Origin of the sequence: Chryseobacterium urinae (assembly GCF_030518295.1) — a bacterium.
Classification (GTDB): Bacteria; Bacteroidota; Bacteroidia; order Flavobacteriales; family Weeksellaceae; genus Chryseobacterium; species Chryseobacterium mucoviscidosis.
In genome coordinates this window covers 1-2,884 of record NZ_JAULSJ010000072.1, presented here as the reverse complement: position 1 = coordinate 2,884, position 2,884 = coordinate 1, and the positions used below count along the sequence as shown (strand labels likewise).

The following is a 2,884-nucleotide window of genomic DNA, read 5'->3' as shown; positions in this document are numbered from 1 at the left end:
CCAAGAACATCTTTCGCAAAAAATTTGCAATCTATACTTTCAGAATATAAAAATTAAAATCACGGATTACAAATCCGCGACATCACGTTTAGATCCTAATGTCACACTTCACAATTCGTGTGAAATAATACATCATTTTAAATCCACCAGTTCTGACAAAGAAACTTCCAAAGCAGCAGCCAATTCCAGTAAAGTATAAAGTGTAGGATTTACTTTTCCGTTTTCCAATTTTTCAATTGCCTGTCGGTCTTTATTACAGGCACGGGCAAAATCCGACTGGCTCCACCCTTTCTGTTCTCGAAGCATAATAATTCTTTTACCCAATTCCGTCTTTAGCTGTTCTCTCGTCATAATTCAAATGTCAGCTAATTCGCTTACAAATTTGTCATACAAAAAGTTGACAAATTGATTTTTTTTATACATTTGTCATATAAAAATACGACAATAATGAATTCAAGAAAACTAAAAATCCATTCAAGATTTCAGAAAAGCAGCAATCAACTCATCATCGTTCCGGAAATAAGGCTCAGAGGAAAATGGCTTGATGAACTGGGTTTCGGAAAAGGAAAAACTGTACACATCCAGCAAAAGAAAAAGAAGCTCACCATTACTGTTGCGAACTAGTATAATCTGAAAATGCATTTCGTTTCCCGCAGACTGCACGAGACTTCCTGCGTTTGCAGGGAATGTAAAACAACCCTGTTTATAACTAACTGAGATGACGATAGCGCGGATTTGTAACCGTGATTTTATAATATGGAAATTACAAATCCGAGACATTGGGTGAACGAACGACTTCGATTGGACTTTTGTCCTAAAAATCTCCGCCTTCGGTAATATATAAACAGGCTTTTGGAAAGATTGCGAATTTTGTAGTAAATCTCGTATACATTACACAAGAAACTTTATCTTTAACAGAAAATAATCGTTTCCGAAGCCAGTAACTTTGGCAAGCACCGGAACGTTAGCAGTAATTAGAAAAAAATGGGAACTACACACAGGGTATATGGACTCAAAGAAAAAAACATTCCTCTTTCTCAATTATTTAAAGATATTAAATTAATCAATGATTCTTTATGTATGGGTGATAAGAAGTCTTTTTATTACAGATTTATTTTGAAAACGCCTGAGCTTATAGATAAACTTAATTCAATGTTCGAAATTAACTTTCACCACTTCAATTCAACTTTTTATCTTTCGGACTATGATAAGTTACTAAATTTGTTTGAGATAGCTCCAAGTGCACAAAGGTTTTCATTTTCAAATAAATTAGAGAAGAGTGAAAGAGTAAATTATTTGTACTACTCGCTAAAAATAGAACAGTCCAAACTAAGTGCGACAGTTGTACCTTCAATAACGGAGGACTTCTTGCAAATGAAGAAAGAACTAATTGAGATTTTTGAAACGATCAAAACACAACGACTAATTAATCTGAGAAATGACGAGTTGGTAACTCTTGTAGATAATTTAATAGATACGAACCTTATTCCAAACGCAACATTTTCATATAAAAGTAATGGAGTAACATTTTCAGCAAGTGCTGATTTTGTTCCTAAAGGTAGTAACCAAATAAGACCTTCTGGAATTAATTTAAAATTTGATGAAGATTATATAAGATTAAATGGAGGTGTTGCTAATGCTTCAAAGCAACTTTATGAGGGACTAAATAATGTTTTTGATAAAAGTAAATATAAAATAAAGGGAAGCGTCAGCTTTGTATATGATACGGAAATGTATAACATTTTGAGTAAGATGGATTTTTTAGATTTTAATATTTATGCCTATATTGATTTAAACAGGAATTTAAATTTTACAGCTGATTATTTAGAATTAACATCAATTAACGGAGGACATATTTCTTTAGATAATTTTGACTGGAAAAATAGCGAGCCTAATTATTTAGACAATAGAATTTATCTAGAATTGAATAATTCTAATGAATATGAGCTTCAAATAGCAGTTTCAAAGCAAATAAATGAAGAATATTATTTCAATATAGAATTATTAATTGATAAAGAATTAGAGTATTTAGGAATGGAATAAAACTGTCATTAAAAAGTATTAGGCTGAGTGGCTTTGATTGGGCATTTGTGAAAGTTTCAACTTTCGTTATTCTATTGAACCTTGGTGCTAAAAATCCCCGCCTTTGGCAATACCCAAACCGTTAGCTGTAATAATATAAAATTATGTCCCTAGAAAGTTTAATCCGATAGCACGGATTTGCAATCCCTGATTTTACAATATGGAAATTAAAGTCAAATATTACAAATCCTCGACATTGGGAGAAAATATTTTAAATGAAAGAATGAAAAAAATATATTTAATATTTTTATTGCTTTTTTTATCTAATTTTAAATGTCAAGACATTAATAGAGTTAAAATTAGAGATTCTTTAGCAACAGCTGTATATGATAATAAAATGAAATTGAGTAATGAGTTAATTACAAATTTTAAAAATTTAGACTATTCAAAACTCAATAAGAAAATCATTAAAGATATAGGGTTTAAAAATTTAAAAAGTAAAAATATAATTTTCTATTATAGTGGCTATTGTGATCATTATATCGATGATGACATATTTTCCATTCATTTTTGTGCTTACAAGACCATATGCCCCGCATATAACCAAACTCATTTTTGGACAGAGAAAACAATAAAATACATCGTGAGCAAATACAATATTAATTTGATTCCTTATTTGGATTACGTGGATAGTTTTATAACTGACGACAAACCTTACCTGAAATCCCACCAAGAGTTGAATATAATATAACTGACTATGGAAAAACCTTGTTGCCTATTATTGACAGTATGTATCAATGGGGACGACATCATATGAAAACAGACAACAAAGGATATTGCGATGAAAAATAAAACTACCTAC

The 2,884-nt window shown here is 30.7% G+C and carries 5 protein-coding genes; 4 read left to right on the top strand and 1 reads right to left on the bottom strand.

Going from position 1 to position 2,884, the window contains the following annotated elements; translation table 11 throughout:
- Positions 1 to 132: 132 nt before the first annotated feature.
- Complete coding sequence (locus QWT87_RS20935) at positions 133 to 351, bottom strand: helix-turn-helix domain-containing protein (RefSeq protein ID WP_087707323.1); 219 nt, start codon at positions 349 to 351, stop codon at positions 133 to 135.
- A gap of 96 nt (positions 352 to 447) precedes the next feature.
- Between QWT87_RS20935 and QWT87_RS20930 the strand changes: the two genes are divergently transcribed.
- The 4 genes from QWT87_RS20930 to QWT87_RS21325 all read left to right on the top strand — a co-directional run bounded on the left by QWT87_RS20930 (position 448) and on the right by QWT87_RS21325 (position 2,874).
- Positions 448 to 624 carry a SymE family type I addiction module toxin gene (locus QWT87_RS20930; RefSeq protein ID WP_228423018.1) on the top strand — a complete coding sequence of 59 codons (177 nt, stop codon included), beginning with the start codon at positions 448 to 450 and terminating at the stop codon, positions 622 to 624.
- A gap of 360 nt (positions 625 to 984) precedes the next feature.
- Entirely contained in the window at positions 985 to 2,043 is a 1,059-nt protein-coding gene (locus QWT87_RS20925) for a hypothetical protein (RefSeq protein ID WP_116097035.1), read from the top strand.
- A 199-nt stretch (positions 2,044 to 2,242) separates the two neighbouring features.
- Entirely contained in the window at positions 2,243 to 2,773 is a 531-nt protein-coding gene (locus QWT87_RS20920; protein WP_116097033.1) for a hypothetical protein, read from the top strand.
- Positions 2,746 to 2,874, top strand: a complete 129-nt coding sequence (locus QWT87_RS21325) for a winged helix-turn-helix transcriptional regulator (RefSeq protein WP_407933602.1) — start codon at positions 2,746 to 2,748, stop codon at positions 2,872 to 2,874. The genes QWT87_RS20920 and QWT87_RS21325 overlap by 28 nt, the downstream gene beginning before the upstream one ends.
- Positions 2,875 to 2,884 lie beyond the last annotated feature (10 nt).

What these genes read in the sequence shown, in the direction of transcription:
- QWT87_RS20920 (WP_116097033.1), top strand. Translation starts at nt 2,243, where the DNA reads ATGGAAATTAAAGTCAAATATTACAAATCCTCGACATTGGGAGAAAAT.
- QWT87_RS20930 (WP_228423018.1), top strand. Translation starts at nt 448, where the DNA reads ATGAATTCAAGAAAACTAAAAATCCATTCAAGATTTCAGAAAAGCAGC.
- QWT87_RS20925 (WP_116097035.1), top strand. Translation starts at nt 985, where the DNA reads ATGGGAACTACACACAGGGTATATGGACTCAAAGAAAAAAACATTCCT.
- QWT87_RS20935 (WP_087707323.1), bottom strand. Translation starts at nt 351, where the DNA reads ATGACGAGAGAACAGCTAAAGACGGAATTGGGTAAAAGAATTATTATG.